At 57.6% G+C, this 15,211-nt stretch carries 17 protein-coding genes, 1 tRNA gene and 1 pseudogene; 17 read left to right on the forward strand and 2 right to left on the reverse strand.

All coding sequences use genetic code 11. The annotated features are described in order from the left end of the window. Positions 1 to 286: pseudogene (locus ACRC1E_RS08675) on the reverse strand (sodium-dependent transporter); the annotation flags it as partial. Positions 287 to 762: 476 nt separating this feature from the next. Here ACRC1E_RS08675 and ACRC1E_RS08680 point away from each other — a divergent pair. Both ACRC1E_RS08680 and ACRC1E_RS08685 read left to right on the forward strand, forming a co-directional pair. Then, positions 763 to 836 (forward strand) — tRNA-Gly (locus tag ACRC1E_RS08680). Between the two features lie 38 nt (positions 837 to 874). Next, a complete protein-coding gene (locus tag ACRC1E_RS08685; protein WP_438514702.1) occupies positions 875 to 3,034 on the forward strand; it encodes an AsmA family protein in 2,160 nt (719 codons plus the stop codon). Positions 3,035 to 3,107: 73 nt separating this feature from the next. Here ACRC1E_RS08685 and ACRC1E_RS08690 read toward each other — a convergent pair whose 3' ends face one another. Next, positions 3,108 to 5,078, reverse strand: coding sequence for a cation:proton antiporter domain-containing protein (locus ACRC1E_RS08690; protein ID WP_438514703.1), 1,971 nt, complete (start codon positions 5,076 to 5,078; stop codon positions 3,108 to 3,110). Positions 5,079 to 5,186: 108 nt separating this feature from the next. Here ACRC1E_RS08690 and ACRC1E_RS08695 point away from each other — a divergent pair, with 108 nt between their 5' ends. The 15 genes from ACRC1E_RS08695 to ACRC1E_RS08765 form a co-directional block, all read left to right on the forward strand. After that, positions 5,187 to 6,167 carry a KpsF/GutQ family sugar-phosphate isomerase gene (locus tag ACRC1E_RS08695; RefSeq protein WP_438514704.1) on the forward strand — a complete coding sequence of 327 codons (981 nt, stop codon included), beginning with the start codon at positions 5,187 to 5,189 and terminating at the stop codon, positions 6,165 to 6,167. Positions 6,168 to 6,175: 8 nt separating this feature from the next. After that, the gene (locus ACRC1E_RS08700; protein ID WP_438514705.1) at positions 6,176 to 6,700 is read left to right on the forward strand and encodes a KdsC family phosphatase; all 525 of its coding nucleotides are present in this window, start codon (positions 6,176 to 6,178) and stop codon (positions 6,698 to 6,700) included. Beyond that, positions 6,697 to 7,260 carry an LPS export ABC transporter periplasmic protein LptC gene (gene lptC, locus ACRC1E_RS08705; RefSeq protein WP_438514706.1) on the forward strand — a complete coding sequence of 188 codons (564 nt, stop codon included), beginning with the start codon at positions 6,697 to 6,699 and terminating at the stop codon, positions 7,258 to 7,260. The genes ACRC1E_RS08700 and lptC overlap by 4 nt, the downstream gene beginning before the upstream one ends. Beyond that, positions 7,247 to 7,771 (forward strand): lipopolysaccharide transport periplasmic protein LptA, encoded by a 525-nt coding sequence (gene lptA, locus ACRC1E_RS08710; protein WP_438514707.1) that lies wholly within the window; start codon positions 7,247 to 7,249, stop codon positions 7,769 to 7,771. Before lptC ends, lptA begins: the two co-directional genes overlap by 14 nt. Further along, positions 7,768 to 8,496 carry an LPS export ABC transporter ATP-binding protein gene (lptB, locus tag ACRC1E_RS08715; RefSeq protein ID WP_438514708.1) on the forward strand — a complete coding sequence of 243 codons (729 nt, stop codon included), beginning with the start codon at positions 7,768 to 7,770 and terminating at the stop codon, positions 8,494 to 8,496. The genes lptA and lptB overlap by 4 nt, the downstream gene beginning before the upstream one ends. Before the next feature lie 6 nt (positions 8,497 to 8,502). Next, positions 8,503 to 9,891 carry an RNA polymerase factor sigma-54 gene (locus tag ACRC1E_RS08720; RefSeq protein WP_438514709.1) on the forward strand — a complete coding sequence of 463 codons (1,389 nt, stop codon included), beginning with the start codon at positions 8,503 to 8,505 and terminating at the stop codon, positions 9,889 to 9,891. 68 nt (positions 9,892 to 9,959) lie between these two features. Beyond that, complete coding sequence (hpf, locus tag ACRC1E_RS08725; protein WP_438514710.1) at positions 9,960 to 10,274, forward strand: ribosome hibernation-promoting factor, HPF/YfiA family; 315 nt, start codon at positions 9,960 to 9,962, stop codon at positions 10,272 to 10,274. Positions 10,275 to 10,388: 114 nt separating this feature from the next. Then, positions 10,389 to 10,850, forward strand: coding sequence for a PTS IIA-like nitrogen regulatory protein PtsN (ptsN, locus tag ACRC1E_RS08730; protein ID WP_438514711.1), 462 nt, complete (start codon positions 10,389 to 10,391; stop codon positions 10,848 to 10,850). Beyond that, complete coding sequence (hprK, locus tag ACRC1E_RS08735; RefSeq protein ID WP_438514712.1) at positions 10,843 to 11,799, forward strand: HPr(Ser) kinase/phosphatase; 957 nt, start codon at positions 10,843 to 10,845, stop codon at positions 11,797 to 11,799. The genes ptsN and hprK overlap by 8 nt, the downstream gene beginning before the upstream one ends. Next, positions 11,780 to 12,628 carry an RNase adapter RapZ gene (rapZ, locus tag ACRC1E_RS08740; RefSeq protein WP_438514713.1) on the forward strand — a complete coding sequence of 283 codons (849 nt, stop codon included), beginning with the start codon at positions 11,780 to 11,782 and terminating at the stop codon, positions 12,626 to 12,628. Before hprK ends, rapZ begins: the two co-directional genes overlap by 20 nt. After that, a complete protein-coding gene (locus ACRC1E_RS08745; protein ID WP_438514714.1) occupies positions 12,619 to 12,984 on the forward strand; it encodes a NusG domain II-containing protein in 366 nt (121 codons plus the stop codon). The genes rapZ and ACRC1E_RS08745 overlap by 10 nt, the downstream gene beginning before the upstream one ends. Then, positions 12,965 to 13,504, forward strand: a complete 540-nt coding sequence (locus tag ACRC1E_RS08750) for a Gx transporter family protein (RefSeq protein ID WP_438514715.1) — start codon at positions 12,965 to 12,967, stop codon at positions 13,502 to 13,504. Before ACRC1E_RS08745 ends, ACRC1E_RS08750 begins: the two co-directional genes overlap by 20 nt. Then, positions 13,501 to 13,905 carry a VOC family protein gene (locus ACRC1E_RS08755; protein WP_438514716.1) on the forward strand — a complete coding sequence of 135 codons (405 nt, stop codon included), beginning with the start codon at positions 13,501 to 13,503 and terminating at the stop codon, positions 13,903 to 13,905. Before ACRC1E_RS08750 ends, ACRC1E_RS08755 begins: the two co-directional genes overlap by 4 nt. Positions 13,906 to 13,922: 17 nt before the next feature. Next, positions 13,923 to 14,540 carry a flavin prenyltransferase UbiX gene (locus tag ACRC1E_RS08760; protein WP_438514717.1) on the forward strand — a complete coding sequence of 206 codons (618 nt, stop codon included), beginning with the start codon at positions 13,923 to 13,925 and terminating at the stop codon, positions 14,538 to 14,540. Next, positions 14,537 to 15,211 (forward strand): NAD(P)H-hydrate epimerase (locus ACRC1E_RS08765; RefSeq protein ID WP_438514718.1); only part of this gene is annotated, 675 nt, incomplete at its 3' end. The genes ACRC1E_RS08760 and ACRC1E_RS08765, both read left to right, overlap by 4 nt.

The raw sequence follows: 15,211 nt of genomic DNA on the forward strand, positions 1-15,211 counted from the left end.
AAAACCCCACCAGCACACCCATATAGCCGACCAGTGCCCAGTGCTTCCCGCCCAGTTTGCGAAATGCCCCTACCGCGCTCGAATGCGCGGAGCGCCCCAGCGCCATTTCGGCCATCATCATGACGATGCCCAAGGTAAACACAAAGCCGATAAAAATCAGCAGGAATGCGCCGCCCCCATTTTGCGAAGCGACGTAAGGAAACTTCCAGATGGCGCCAAGGCCAATGGCCGAACCGGCAGCAGCAAGAATAAAACCGAGGCGCGAGCCCCATTGTGATCTGGCCATGATCGAATCTCTTTATTGTTCGGGTAAAAACGACTTTCGTACGGGAATACACATACGAACCGGGCTGTCCGAAAACGCGGGACATCGAGGCAGGTGCCGGCAGACGGGTTGCGTCAGACTCGGTCGACCACGTGAAGGTGACGGCTAGGCAAGCACAAGCAAGACCAGCGTCAGTCGGGAAATAAGCTCGCTACCGGGTAAGGCGCAAGGATTAAACATGTAAACCGGATGTCGATTTCAAACATGCCCCGTATGTATACAATATACACACCTATAAACTACCACGTTCCAATCTGCGGTCAAGGGGCTTGCAAGCATTTACCAGCAAAAATAGTTTAATTTTTGAATCACGATGCCAACAAAACATTAAATCCAAATTAAATATTGCGCAAAACTGGCATCAACACACCGCAAACAAAAACTGTTTTACACATTGCAGTTGCCGCTCGTTTTTCATATAATGCCGTCTTCGCAGTGCGGGTGTAGCTCAATGGTAGAGCAGAAGCTTCCCAAGCTTACGACGAGGGTTCGATTCCCTTCACCCGCTCCAGCGCCTTTTATTCTGCTCAACTCCTAGACCGACTCAGTATGAAGTTGAACTCTGGCCGGCTCTGGCTCAAAATTTCAGTCTATGGATTGCTCGCTCTTGGCCTGCTGGCACTGAGTGCTGCCATTCTGTACCAGCGTTTCGATGCTCAGGCCGTCCAGCAAACCATTACCAGCGACTTGGCCCAGCGCGGCTACCGTGCCGACGTCAGCGGTAAAATCACGCCCCACCTGTTCCCCTATCCAGGCGTTGAAATAGAACGCCTTGCCGTTTACGAACACGGCAGCAAGCAGGCCATGCTCAGCCTGAATACGCTAAGCATTGATCTGGCCTGGTGGCCATTACTGAAAAACCAGCATGAATTGCGCCGGCTGACAATCGATGGCATGGCACTCAAACTTAGTCGCCAGCGCGATGGCAATTTCAATATTGCCGGCTTATTGCAAAAAAACCGGCTTGCCTCGCTCAGCACCCAGCTTGACCGCATCACCCTGCACAATGCCAACATCGACTACCTTGATCACAGTAGCGGCAAAACGCTGGCCATCCGGGATACGCAGCTCGAACTAGTCGACATGGCATCCAGAGCCCACTTGCAACTGGATACCCGGCTGATTGATGGCAAACGCGAGTTCAAGCTGGCTTTGTCAGCGCCTTACACCCAAGCGCAAGACAAGATTGACGTAAGCGGCATGGCCGCGACCATCATCACCCGTAGTGGCCGCACGGCCAACAGCACACTACAAATCGGCGGCGATCTGGCTATCGATACGGCCACACTGCAAACTACGGCCAAAGCCATCAACATCAGTCTGGACAATCCGCAGGCCAAGCTGCACTTGAAAGCCGGCATCCCTTACGCTAGCGCCAACCCGGGGGAGATACTGATTCCGCATGCCACAGGATCAGGTGAATTCAATTACGCACAAGTCCGCTACCGTTTCAACGGCGCACTGGATCAGCTCAAACTCAACCCGGCAGGCCTCTACGCCGATCAACTCGGTGCAGAGCTCATCTCTTCGCAAGGCCCCCACTCCATCAAACTCAAGCTATCTGCGCCCTTACAACTGGCGGCGCTGAATACCCTGCGCATGGAGCCCTTAAAACTGGATGCCAGCCTGATTACCCCTGTTCTGCCGCGCGGCCAACTCTCGGCCTCGTTACTGGGGGCACTCAGTGGCGAGCTTGATCGCAGCCAGCTAACCCTGCGCGTCGAAGGCAAGCTGGATGGCGCCCGCCTTGCGCTGGCACTGGATCAGACCGGCTTCATTGATCCGCACCACGAAGCCGCACTTGCCATCGACGTGCTGGACCTCAACCGCTACCTGCCGGAAACCAAACCCGAACAGGCGGTTGCCTTATTTCAAGACAAAACACCATTGCAACTTGAGTGGATGGACTTCCTCCACCTCAAGGGCAAAGTCGCAATTGGCGAACTGAATATGGGACGCTTCCGTGTGCGCGACATCAACGCCCACGTCGAAGCCGATCGCAATGCATTTGCCGTCGACAATCTGTCGGCCAGCATCTATCAGGGCAAGCTGAGCGGCAGCGCCAGACTGCAACGCGGCAAAGAGGCTACCCTGTCCATCAACCAGCAATTGCACGGCATGCATATTCGCCCCTTGCTGCTCGACCTGTTCGACTTCAACCGCATCGAGGGCAAAGGTAGCGGCGATGTCAATCTGGTCGCACACGGCAGTTCGCTGGCCGCCTTACGCGATACGCTAACCGGACAGGCCAGCATCAAGCTGGCACAAGGCGCGCTCACCGGCATAGACCTGGTTGCCGCCCTGAAAAACCTGCCAGCCGAACTCAAAGACTGGAGCACCACTTCGCTGGCCACTGACCGCAAGCAGAAAACCACCTTCCAGGCCTTGTCAGCCAGCTTCGACCTGGATAACGGCATTGCACGTAATCAGGATTTGCAATTGGTATCACAACTGGTGAACGTACACGGCAACGGCAAGCTTGACCTGCCACAAAGCATTATCGACTACACCCTCGATGTAAAAGCCAACCCGCGCTCGTTCAGCCGCTTGGGAAACGTCAATGTACCGCTAAAAATCACCGGCCAGATCAATGCCCCCACCTACGCGCTAGACTTTAACGCCATGGTTAAAGGCAAGACCTCGCCCAACGAAAAGCAGCAGGCACTCAAGCAGGAGCTGAAAAAACAGATCACGACAATATTGCCGTGATTAGGGATTAGGGATCAGGGAGCATCGCTGCTCATTTTACGGGCAGCAAGCCGGACAATGCCCGGCGCGCGCCTTACTCGCCCTGCAGTAATCTGCTTTCAGCCTGCGCCAATTGCTCGGGACGCCCCAAAAGCACCACCACATCATTTTCTTCCAGTACAAAATCGGCACTCAGATCCGAACGCTTGAACTGGCGCCGGCGCACGGTTTTAATCTCGACCTCAAGCTTGGCGAGATCTAGCTCGCCCAAACGCTTGCCAACCGCGTAAGCACCGGACACCAGACGTACACTCTCCAGCCGCTGCTGCAAGGACTCGTCACTACCGGCAACCTCGTCACCCACGCCGCGGAAAAAGCCGCGAAACAAGCCATAGCGTGCTTCACGCACCGTACGGATTCGACGCAACACCCGGCTCACCGGCACGCCCATGACCATGAGCGCTTGCGAGGCCAGCATGAGGCTGCCTTCCATCACCTCGGCGACAACCTCGTCGGCACCGGCTGCGCGCAGGCGTTCAATATCGCTATCGTCTATGGTGCGCACAATCACCGGCAAGTTGGGTTTGAGCGCCTGCACCACCTCGATAATACGCTCGGCCGCATGCGTGTCGGCAAAGGTGATGACCACGACTTTGGCACGCTGGATACCGGCAGCGCCCAGCACTTCCTTGCGCGCAGCATCACCAAACACCACCGGGTCTCCGGCCGCGCTGGCTTCCTGCACCCGCTCCGGATCGAGATCAAGAGCAAAAAATGGCACCTCCTCGGCTTCCAGCAGCCGTGCCAGCGCCTGCCCGCTGCGGCCATAACCACAAATCAGCACATGTTCCGACTTGGTCATACTCTGCACAAAGACCTGATGCAGATCCAGCGATTGCAGCATCCAGTCGTTACGGATAAAACGCCGGGTAATCGCGTCTGCATGCTGAATCAAGAATGGCGCAATCAGCATGGAAATAATAATGGCGGCCAATGCAGCTTGTACCGATGCCAATGGCACCAGCGCCAGATTGCTCGCCAGTGCGAGCAATACAAAACCGAACTCGCCCCCTTGCGCCAAGGCCAGTGCCCCCTTGAATGACTCATTACTACGCTGGCCGAAGGCGCGACCAATCGCAAACACCACCGCCAGTTTCAGCGGCAATAGCAAAAATAGCATCACCAGTACTTCATCCCAGCGCTGATACAGCACCGGCAGTTCCAGCTTCATCCCCACCGTAATAAAGAAAAAACCCAGCAAGATGTCTCGAAACGGGCGGATATCCTCCTCCACCTGAAAACGGTATTTGGTTTCCGAAATCAGCATGCCGGCAACAAAAGCGCCCAATGCCAGCGATAGACCGGATAGCTCTGTCAGCCAGGCAATACCCAGAGTCACCAGCAGCACATTGATCATAAACAGCTCGCCCGAACGCTGGCGGGCAACCAGATGAAACCACGGTCGCATCAAACGCTGGCCAAAAAAGAACAGCAATGCCATCACGACCACGACCTTGACCCCGGCTAGCGCCAAATCCATCCACAAAGAAGACAAATCTCCGGCAAAAGCCGGCAGCAGGATCAATAGCGGGACGACCGCAATATCTTGAAATAGCAAAACCCCCATCGCCAGCTGGCCATGGGGCTGCCCCAGCTCCAAGCGTTCGGTCAGCAGTTTGCTGACGATAGCCGTCGATGACATCGCCAGTGCCCCGCCAATGGCAAAGCCAGCCAGCGGATTACCACTAAAAGCCCACACCCCGCCCATGATCAGCAACAAGGTCACCACCACCTGCGCCAAGCCGATACCAAACACCAAGCGGCGCATGGCATTAAGCTTGGGCAGTGAAAATTCCAGACCAATGGAAAACATCATGAATACGATGCCTATCTCACCCAAAAACTGGGTTTCCTCACCATCCGGCACCAGTGCCAATACACTGGGTCCGGCGATAAAACCGACCACCAGATAGCCCAGCATGGGCGGAACCTTGACACTGCGGCACAAGGTAACGGCCAGCACGGCACACAAGAGGACCAGTACGATAGGAGCAAGAGAATGCATCAGGCAAAAATTTCCTAGTTCAGAAGTTGAAATCCGGTTTGGCAACATGCGGCCATTTACAGCGACAGGAGCAGGAAGGCCGATTATAAGCTGATATACTATGCGGCTATGGAACAAGCGCACACACCATCCCGCCTAGAACTGGCACGCGGCGTCCTCCGCATCGAGGCCGACGCCATACTCAAGCTGGCCGACCGCCTGAATGGCGAGTTTTTGGCCGCCATCGACATTCTACTGGCATGCAGTGGCCGGGTGGTCATTACTGGCATCGGAAAATCCGGCCATATCGCCCGCAAGATTGCAGCCACCATGGCCAGTACCGGCACGCCGGCATTTTTTGTCCATCCGGCCGAAGCGGCGCATGGCGACTTGGGCATGATTACCGACCGCGACGTACTGATCGCCCTCTCCAATTCGGGCGAAAGCGATGAAGTGATCGCGCTCTTACCGGCACTCAAGCGCAAGGGGGTCACCCTGATCGCCATGACCGGCCGCCCCGGTTCGACATTGGCACGCGAAGCCGACATCCATCTGGATGCCACCGTAGAGAAGGAAGCCTGTCCGCTGGGATTAGCGCCGACCGCCAGCACCACGGCGGCACTGGCACTAGGGGACGCGCTGGCAGTCACCCTCTTGGATGCCCGCAACTTCCGTCAGGAAGACTTTGCCCTCTCCCACCCCGGCGGCAGCTTGGGCCGGCGCCTGCTGGTCCACGTCACCGATATCATGCACGCCGGCGATGCCTTCCCGGCCGTCAAATCCGGCACGACACTGAAACACGCCTTGCTGGAAATGTCGCACAAGGGTTTGGGCATGACTGCCGTCCTGCATGCGGATGGCACGCTGGCCGGTATCTATACCGATGGCGACCTGAGAAGAACACTGGATCAAAGCGAAAACCTGTCGGGACTGATCATCGACGACGTCATGCACCGCACGCCGCGCACCATCGCGGCCACACGCTTGGCGGCCGAGGCCGTCAAACTGATGGAACAGTACAAGATCAACGGCCTGATCGTCACCGATGAAGATGGCCATGCCATAGGCGCACTCAATATGCACGACCTGATGCGCGCTGGCGTCGTCTGAAAGCACATATGCACACACCGCAAGAATACGCCCGCCGCGTCAAACTGCTGATCATGGATGTCGATGGCGTCATGACCGATGGACGCATCTATTACAACGCCCAGGGTGAAGAATCCAAGTCGTTTTACGTACAGGACGGATTGGGTCTCAAACTGCTACAAAGCACCGGCGTGCGTCTGGCCATTATTTCCGGCCGCGCCGACGCCTGCGTCGAACACCGCTCCCGCGCACTGGGTATCGATTTTTACTTCGGCGGCGTCAGCAACAAGCAGTTGGCGCTGGATGAACTCATGCAACAAAGCGGCCTGAGCCCGGACGACTGCGCCTTTATCGGCGATGACGTCATCGACCTGCCGGTACTGCGCCGCGTCGCATTTCCTGTGGCAGTGCCGGCAGCTCCGGCCCTGGTACAGCAGCACGCCCGTTACATTACCGGTGCCAGCGGTGGCCTGGGCGCGGTGCGCGAAGTATGCGAACTCATCATGCAGGCGCAAGGCACGTTTGACACGGCCATCGCGAAATATCTGGCATGAAGCGCTTTCCCCGCCTGTTTCCGCTATTGCTGGTACTGATGCTCTCAGTACTGACCATGCTGCTTGACCGCGTCACGCGCAGCAGCAGCGTGCAAAGCGTGATCGACCGTGACCAGCCCGAGTATACGGTAGAAGATTTTACCGCCACCCGTTTTGATGCGCAGGGGCTGCCTCAGGATCGTTTGCAAGCACGCAAGATGTGGCAATTTCCGGATGCCAAGGATATCGAATTCGAACACCCCTTCCTTACCAGCTATCAGTTGGGGCAGGTCAATTACACGGTCGAAGGGGAAGTTGGGCGCTACAACAACAGCACGGGCATGGTGTGGTTTGACCGCAAGGTGGTGATGATAGACAAGGCCGAGGCCGGCAAGCCCGATACCCAGATAGACACGCGTGCACTGACCGTAGACCTGAATACCTCGACCGCCAAGAGCCCTGCGGCCGTCACCGTCCATCAGGGCGGCTCGGTCGCCAACGCCATCGGTTTTACCTATGCACAGCAGCAGGGCCTGATTACCTTGCTGTCGAAAGTCAGGATCAGCTATGCACAACCTTAAATTTACGGCGCTCGTCTTGTGCGCCGGGCTATTTGCCCTGCAAAGCGCCCATGCAGAAAAAGCCGACAGCAGCAAACCGATAGAATTGTCGGCCGATAGAGGCACGCTGGACCAGAACAACGGCGTGACCGTATGGGATGGCAGCGTCGTCGTCAATCAGGGCACCTTGCAACTGAAGGCCGATCATGTAGTCGTCACCCGCAATACCAGCGGCCAGCAGACACTGCTAGCTACCGGAAAACCCGCCACTTTCCGCCAGAAAGTCGAAGGCAAGAACGAGTACATCGACGGCAAAGGCAACCGCATCGATTACGATAGCCTAAGTGGTGTCACTGTTCTCACCGGCAACGCTTTTGTCAAACGCGGCCAGGACTCGGTCGCCGGTAATGTCATTACCTACAACACGCAAACCGAGTTGTATCAGGTCAGCGGCAGCAACCCACAGACGACAGGGGCAGCCAAAGGGCGGGTCACCGTAATCCTGCAACCCAAGACCGAGGAAAAGAAATGACTGTCAGCCGGTTGAGCGTTGCACACATCAAAAAAAGCTTTAAAAAACGCACCGTGGTCAAGGATGTCTCGCTGGAAATCGCCAGCGGCGAGGTCATCGGCCTCTTGGGACCCAATGGCGCCGGCAAGACGACCAGCTTTTACATGATAGTCGGGCTGATTGCCGCCGAAGCCGGCGAGATCATACTGGACGACATCACCATCACCCATCTGCCCATCCATAAACGTGCGCGCATGGGCCTAGGGTATTTGCCGCAGGAGGCCTCCATTTTCCGCCGCATGACGGTCAGGGAAAACATCTGCGCCGTGCTGGAAATTTCCGGCGTCAAGGGCGAGCAGATGGAGACCGAACTGGGCTTGCTGATGGATGATCTCAATATCGCCCATCTGGCCGACACCAATGCTATGGCGCTGTCCGGTGGCGAGCGGCGACGGGTCGAGATCGCCCGGGTACTGGCATCGCGTCCGCGCTTCATTCTGCTGGACGAACCCTTCGCCGGTGTAGACCCTATCGCGGTGATCGACATCCAGAAAATTATCGCCTTTCTCAAAGAACGCGGCATCGGGGTGTTGATTACCGACCACAATGTGCGTGAAACGCTACGCATCTGCGACCGTGCCTACATCATCAACGATGGCAAGGTACTGGCATATGGCCTACCGGACGAACTGGTCAGCAACGAGCAGGTACGCAAGGTTTATCTGGGCGAACACTTCCACCTGTAAGGCGCCATGAAACAATCACTCCAGCTTAAAGTCAGCCAGCAGCTGACCCTGACACCTCAACTGCAGCAGTCGATCAAGCTGCTGCAAATGTCCACGCTGGAACTGGGAACGGAGCTGGAGCGCTATTTGCAGGACAATCCGCTGCTGGAACGCAGCGAGGGCAACGAAAGCAGCGAGCCGGAGAACCAACAGGAGAGCGTAGCCAGCGAGGCGCCCGAGCGTGAAGGCAGCGAGGCTTACGAAGAATGGGGCAGCAGCAAAGCCGGGCATGGCGGTGATGACAGCGAATTCGACCCCATCCTGAACACCCCGGAAAAACTGGGCATGCGCGCCCAACTGATGGCACAAATGGGCGAGCTGGTCTTGTCGGCGCGCGAGCGTGCCCTGCTCACCCTCTTGATCGAAGAAATCGACGACGAGGGATATCTGGCAACGCATGTCAATGAAATCAGCCTGAGCCTGCCGCCCGCGCTGGAGGTCGAACCCGAAGAGCTGGAATACCTCAGGCAACTATTACGCCAGATGGACCCCCCGGGCATAGGCAGCTATAACCTGAGCGAGTTTCTGGCCAGCCAGCTGGCGGCCTTGCCTAGTGATGTGCCAGCCAAAGCGTTGGCAGCCACCATCATCAAACAGCACCTCGCACTACTGGGCAATCGCGATTATGCCAAGCTGCGCAAGATTATGGACGCCAGCGAAGATGAAATCCGTACTGCACAATCGCTGATTGCCCGGCTACGCCCGCGGCCGGCCGGTGGTTTTGATGGAGATGACACCCGCTACCTGATGCCCGATGTGGTGGTGCGTAAAGTCCGTGGCCAGTGGACAGCCCACATCAATGCTCAAGCCCAGCCAAAATTGCGTGTCAACAGCATTTATGCCAATCTCCTGCAACAACAAAGAGATAGCAGCAACAATCTCTCAGGACAACTGCAAGAGGCGCGCTGGTTGGTAAAAAATATCCAGCAGCGATTTGACACCATACTAAAAGTATCGGAAGCTATTGTTCAAAGGCAGCAACAGTTCTTTGAACAAGGTGAAGTAGCGATGCGACCGCTGATATTGCGCGATATTGCTGATGAGCTTGGCCTGCACGAATCCACCATTTCCCGTGTCACCACACAAAAATACCTGCTGTGCAGCCGCGGTCTGTTCGAACTCAAATATTTCTTTGGCAGCGCACTGGAAACCGATAGTGGCGGCGAATGTTCGGCGACTGCAATCAAGGCTCATATGCGCCGTCTGATCGATGGTGAAAACGCTAAAAAGCCCTTATCCGACAATGTACTCGCCGAGCAGCTTGCCAATCTCGGCATTCAGGTCGCACGCCGCACTGTTGCCAAATACCGTGAAGCCATGCAAATTGCGCCAGCCAGCCTGCGCAAAGCACTCTAGACTTCCACTTGATAAGTATTCTCATGGACCCGGACTGTTCCAGGTCGATTAACCGAAGGAGTTAGGGTATGAACCTCAAGATCACTGGTCTCCACCTTGAAGTAACCCAACCACTGCGCGACTATGTCGAAGAAAAACTCGGTCGTGTTGTTCGCCATATAGACAATGTGATCGATACGGCCGTCACGCTCTCGGTCGACAAGCTGGATCAAAAAGCCGAAGTCAATGTACATCTGGCCGGCAAGGATATTCATGCAGAAGCCACCGCCGACAATATGTATGCGGCCATTGATGCACTGATCGACAAACTTGACCGCCAGCTGCTCAAGCACAAGGGCAAGGTATCGGAACATCGCGCGATACCACAACCAGCGGCAGAGTAATTACTTGATTACAAACGGGAACCTCGCGGTTCCCGTTTTGCTTTGCTTTCCGGGCTATTTCAATGGCCTACTCAGGCGTAGAATAAGCGCCGATTCCACTCTGTACGAGTTTTTATGTCCCTGATCGGCAAAATACTCTCCCGCGATCATATTCTGGTCGACCTTGACGTAGCCAGCAAAAAACGGGTGTTCGAGCAGGTTGGCCTGCTCGCAGAGAACACCGGTAATATTGCCCGCAGCGAAGTGTTCGATAGTCTGTTTGCGCGTGAAAAATTGGGCTCGACCGGCTTGGGCCAAGGTGTAGCCATTCCGCACGGGCGTGCCCGCGGCCTGAAAGAGGCCATGGGCGTGTTTATCCGCCTCAGGCAGGCCATCCCGTTTGATGCGCCGGATGGCAAGCCGGTACGGCTGCTATTTGTCCTTCTGGTGCCGGAACAGGCTACCGACCTGCATCTGCAAGTTCTCTCCGAACTGGCCCAGCTATTTTCCAGCCGCGTTCTGCGCGAACAGCTGGAACAAGCTGCCGATACTGAAGCGCTGTACCGCCTTTTGACAGAATGGAGTACTCATGCCTAGTGTCAGCGTCCGCAAGCTTTACCAGGACAACCAACAAAAACTCAACCTGACCTGGGTAGCTGGACGCTCCGGCTCTGACAATTTAATCGGCAACGATGACCAGCGCCCTACTCTGTCGCTGGTTGGACACCTGAACTTCATCCACCCCAACCGGGTGCAGGTACTGGGACTGGCCGAAGTCGACTACCTGAACCGGCTGGAAAAATCCGCCGCCAAAACGGCGCTGGATCAGCTGTTCTACAAAGAAATGTCGGTCGTGGTCGTCGCCAATGCACAAGTGGTGCCTGCACTGCTGCGCGACTACTGCCATACCCACAATGTTCCGCTGATGACCACCCCGCTGGAAAGCCCGTACCTGATGGATGTACTGCGCATCTATCTGGCACGCACACTGGCGGTGTCTACCGTATTGCACGGCGTTTTCCTCGATGTACTCGAGATCGGTGTACTGATCATGGGCGACTCGGCCATGGGCAAGAGCGAACTGGCTCTGGAACTGATCTCGCGTGGCCACGGACTGGTTGCCGATGATGCCGTCGAGTACTACCGCATAGGTCCCGATACACTGGAAGGCCGCTGCCCGGCGCTGCTGCGCGACTTTCTTGAAGTCCGAGGCTTGGGGATACTCAATATCCGCACCGTTTTCGGTGAAACTGCTGTCCGCCCCAAAAAAGTACTCAAGCTTATCATCCATCTGATCAAGGCCAATGATCAGGCGATGCAGGCACTGGACCGGCTCAATATCCAGTCCGAAACGCAGGATATTCTCGGCGTCAGCGTACGCAAAGTCATCCTGCCGGTAGCCGCCGGCCGCAACCTGGCGGTACTGGTGGAAGCCGCAGTACGCAACTACATCCTGCAATTGCGCGGCATCGACAGTACGCGCGAATTCGTGGAACGCCATACCAATTTCTTGCGGGATCAGGAACATGCAACTGATCTTGATTAGCGGCCTGTCCGGCTCGGGCAAGTCGGTCGCGCTGCGCAGTCTCGAGGATGCGGGATTTTTCTGCGTCGACAACCTGCCCGCCACCATGCTGTCGGACGCCATGGCCCTTTATCGCAACTATGGCTACCAGCAGATTGCCATCAGCGTAGACACGCGCAGCCACCCCACACTGGGCGCACTGCCGCTGCAAATGAAGGCACTGCGCGAGGCCGGCATCGATGTCCGCCTGTTTTTCCTTGAGGCCAAGCAGCCGGTTCTGGTCAAGCGCTTCTCCGAAACACGGCGTAGCCATCCGCTTGCCGGCATGGGTCTGTCGCTGGAAGAATGCATAGAGATGGAGATGGAGTTGCTGGCGGCAATTGCCGAGCTCGGCATCCGCATGGACACCTCCGAACTTTCGGCAAACACACTGAAAAGCTGGGTGCGCCAGCTGGTCGATAGCGATGGCAACCGCCTGACGCTATTGTTCCAGTCGTTCGGTTTCAAGCATGGCGTACCGCTGGATGCCGATTTTATCTTCGACGTGCGCTGCCTGCCCAATCCGCACTACATCGCCGAACTGCGCCCGCTCACCGGAAAAGACCAGCCCATCATCGACTACTTCGCCAGCGAGCCCAAAGTTGCCGAGATGATCGCCGATATCCGCAGCCTGCTTCTCAAGTGGCTCCCCGAGTTCAAGCTGGAAAACCGCAGTTATCTGACGGTCGCCATCGGCTGTACCGGAGGCCAGCACCGCTCGGTTTTTATCGCCGAAACACTGGCCCGTGCCTTTGAGCACGAGCAAGTGCTGCTGCGCCATCGCCAGCTGCAAAGAAACGGATGCGACTGATACGGGCGGGCGATGTCGTACTGATTACGCTGGCAAGCGTGCTGTGTCTGGTTTTGTTCTGGAAGCTGTGGGCTGGCGGGATGGCACGCACGCTCACCATACACAGCAATGGCCAGTTATGGCGCGAAGTCAGCCTGTTGCACAACCAGATACTGGATGTGCCCGGCGCCTTGGGCTTGACCCGTATTGAAATCAGCAATGGCCGCGCCCGTATCGCCAGTGATCCCGGCTCGCGCCAGTACTGCGTCAAGCAAGGCTGGCTGGACAAAGCGGGACAAAGCGCAATTTGCCTGCCCAACGCCATCAGTATTGCCCTGAGCGGCAACACGCCCGACTATGACAGCCTCAGTTTCTGAACGCCTGACGCTGGCCGTGACAGCAGACGACCAGCGCATTGCATGCTTGGCTGCCATTGCCATCGTACTGGCTATTATCGACGCCGGCCTGCCCTCGCCGCTCCCCGGCATCAAGCCCGGCCTCGCCAATATCGTCACCTTACTGGCGCTCTATCATTTGGGTTGGCGTGCCGCACTCTGGGTCAGCCTGCTGCGTATCGTCGGTGCCGGCCTGCTTCTGGGCAGCCTGTTGACACCCGGATTTTTCCTGTCGCTGGCAGGTGGCATTGCCAGCCTCGCGGCTCTGGCGCTCGCCTTTCAGCTGCCTCGCCGCTGGTTTGGTCCGGTCTCGAGCAGTATCATTGCGGCCTTCGGTCATATTGGCGGGCAACTGCTATTGGCCCGGCTATGGCTACTTCCCAGCGACGGCATCCTCTATTTTGTACCGCTCTTTGCGCTGGCTGCACTCGCGACCGGCATGGTCAACGGCGTGATTGCTGCGCGCCTGCTGGCAAGCACAAACTCACAGGACATCCCATGAAGCAAAGCATTGCCAATATTGCCATTCTGGTGCCCGATTACGATGAAGCGATAGCCTACTACCGCGACATACTGGGCTTTAGCCTGAGCGAAGACACTGATCTGGGCGCAGGCAAACGCTGGGTACGCGTTACGCCGCCTAAGGGCGAGACCAGCCTGTTGCTGGCGCGTGCCAGCAATGAAGAACAGCATGCAGCCATCGGCCAGCAGGCCGGCGGGCGGGTCTTTCTGTTCCTGCACAGCGATGACTTCTGGCGCGACTATCACGCCTATCAGGCACGCGGCGTCAACTTTGCCGAAGCGCCGCGTGAAGAAGCCTACGCCACCGTGGTGGTATTCACCGACCTCTACGGCAACCGCTGGGACTTGTTGCAGCCAGCTTGCCCCAAGCGCAGCGTTTAACTTGGAGGATGGCCAGCATGGATAGCGCGCAAAAAACCATCACCGTTGCCCTGACCGGCGCCTCCGGCCTGCCCTACGGCCTCGCCCTGATACGCGAACTGATTAAGGCGGGTTGCCGGGTATGGGTGCTCTGCTCGCAGGCTGCGCATATCGTCGCCAGACAGGAGATGGGACTCACCTTGCCCGCACGCGCCGCCGATCTGGAAAGCTGGCTTGCCACCGAGTATGGCGCGGCGCCCGGACAGCTCAGGGCTTTCGGGCGCGAAGAGTGGTTTGCACCGGTGGCATCGGGCTCGAACCCGGCCGATGCCATGGTGGTGTGCCCCTGCTCCATGGGCACACTGGCCGCCATCGCCATGGGCAGCAGCGACAACCTGATCGAGCGCGCGGCCGATGTCTCCATCAAGGAACAGAGAAAACTGGTGCTGGTGCCGCGCGAGACGCCGTTTTCCGCCATCCATCTGGAAAACATGCTCAAACTCGCGCGTCTTGGCGTCGTCATCCTGCCACCGTCTCCCGGCTTTTATACCCATCCACAAACAATCGACGATATGGTCGATTTTATCGTAGCGCGCATCCTCGACCAGATTGGTGTCGCACACCGCCTGATCCCGCGCTGGGGCGAGCCGGCATGAGCAGCGCGCTACTGTCCCTATCCGCCCAGCGCCAACTGGAACAGACCGCAGCAGGCTTGGGGCTGATGCGCCGCGCCGCCCGTGCGGCTGCAGCATGGATCATGGCCCGCTATCCGGTAAGCGCCGCGATCACGGTGCTGGCCGGCCCGGGCAATAATGGCGGCGACGCGCTGCATCTGGCATGCGAACTGGCCGAAGCCGGCTACCCTGTCTGCGTGGTCAGCCCCCGGCCACAGACTTCGGCCGAGGCGCAGCAGGCACGGGCACGCTGGGACAGCTTTGCCGCGCCAACGCTGGGCACCCTGCCGGACAAGCACGCCGAGCTTATCGTCGACGGACTGTTCGGCATCGGCCTTGTGCGGGCACCGGCAGCGCCGTGGAGTACGCTGATGGATACGGTCAATGCCGGCACAACGCCCGTGCTGGCACTGGATACCCCTAGCGGACTGGATGCCATGAGCGGCCATGCCTGCGGCAGCGCCATCCGTGCCCGCGACACACTGACCTTTCTATGCTTCAAGCCGGGCTTGCTGACGGGCGATGGCTGCGAGTTGGCCGGCCACATCCATCTGGCCACGCTGGACATCCCTCGCGATCTGTTGCCCCCCCCCGAGGGCCAGCTCAACCGCCCGCGCCTAGGCCCGCTCAAACGCCATGCCAACAGCCACAAG

Origin of the sequence: Craterilacuibacter sp. (assembly GCF_051659485.1) — a bacterium.
GTDB lineage: Bacteria > Pseudomonadota > Gammaproteobacteria > Burkholderiales > Chromobacteriaceae > Craterilacuibacter.